The sequence below is a fragment of the Pseudomonas sp. P7759 genome, assembly GCF_013386445.1.
Classification (GTDB): domain Bacteria; phylum Pseudomonadota; class Gammaproteobacteria; order Pseudomonadales; family Pseudomonadaceae; genus Aquipseudomonas; species Aquipseudomonas azotoformans_A.
The window spans coordinates 1-1,296 of record NZ_JACART010000122.1 but is presented as its reverse complement, the minus strand read 5'-3'; the positions used below and the strand labels follow the sequence as shown (position 1 = coordinate 1,296).

Sequence of the window (1,296 nt, the reverse complement as noted above, 5' to 3'; positions counted from 1 at the left end):
GGACGTGTTCAACGGTGGACGCACGGCGGTGCACATCATCACCGGCGGCGATGATCGCGAATTGCGCGCCGACGGCAGCCACATCGGTAAAGACGAACGCTACGCCCGTACCGACGAATACCTGAGCGTGGTGCGCCAGGAATGGACCCGCGAACAGCCCTTCGATTTTTCGGGCACCTACTATCAGGTCGAAGGCGCGCATTCCACGGTGAAGTCGCCGCAACAACCGCACATCCCGCTGTATTTTGGTGGTTCGTCCAAAGCCGCAATCGAAGTAGCGGGCAAGCACGCTGATGTGTACGCGCTGTGGGGCGAAACTTACGAACAAGTGCGTGAGATCGTGACCCAGGTGCGGGCCGAAGCGGCCAAGCACGGGCGTACGATTCGTTTCAGTTTGTCGTTGCGGCCGATCCTTGCCGAGACCGAAGAACTGGCGTGGGCACGGGCCGAGCGCATCTTGCAGCAGGCCACCGAGTTGGCCGAAAAAAATGGCTTTGTGCGGCGTGAACCGCCGAATGAAGGCTCGCGCCGACTGCTCGCGGCAGCCGCGCAGGGATCTCGGCTGGATAAGCGTTTGTGGACGGGGATTGCGGGGTTGCTCGGTGCACAGGGCAACTCCACCTCGCTGGTAGGCACCGCTGAGCAAGTCGCGGAGGCGTTGGTGGATTACTACGATCTGGGGATCACCACGTTCCTGATCCGTGGGTTTGATCCGTTGAATGATGCCATTGACTATGGCAAACGCCTGATTCCTCTCACCCGCCAGCTGATCGCTGAACGCGAGCAGGCCCAGCAAGTGGCTTGATCCCCAGGGGAGTTGGTGAGCCAACTCCCCCCACTGAAGATTCAGTTCTTGTAGTCGGTATCACTGCGCTCCAACTGCCGGATCAACGCATTCCAATGCCGCGCCACACCCGGCCCATCACCACTGGCAAACACCTTGGCCTGCTGCTCAACCTTCTCCACCACCTCCCTCGGCGGGAAAATCAATTCCGCATTCCCCGCCGCCTGCGCCGCGACCTGGATATTGCACGCCCGCTCCAACTGCTGAAGCTGCTGGAACGCATGTTCAACACTGACGCCCGCCGTCAACAACCCATGGTTACGCAGGATCATCACGCTCTTGTCACCCAAATCCGCGACCAGCCGCTCACGCTCGTCAAGGTCGAGGGCAACGCCTTCATACCCGTGGTACGCCACGCGCCCGGAGAAACCGATGGAATGCTGGGAGATCGGCAGCAGGCCGTCTTTTTGCGCCGACACCGCAATACCGTCGCGGGTGTGGGTGTGCAGCAC

The 1,296-nt window shown here is 61.0% G+C and carries 2 protein-coding genes; one reads left to right on the top strand and one right to left on the bottom strand.

Annotated elements, in window-relative coordinates; translation table 11 throughout:
* A partial coding sequence (locus tag HX823_RS31530; RefSeq protein WP_177078552.1) for an LLM class flavin-dependent oxidoreductase occupies positions 1-805 on the top strand: 805 nt, incomplete at its 5' end.
* Between the two features lie 41 nt (positions 806-846).
* On the opposite strand, the gene HX823_RS31525 is transcribed toward HX823_RS31530, so the two are convergent.
* A partial coding sequence (locus HX823_RS31525; protein WP_177078550.1) for a class II aldolase/adducin family protein occupies positions 847-1,296 on the bottom strand: 450 nt, incomplete at its 5' end.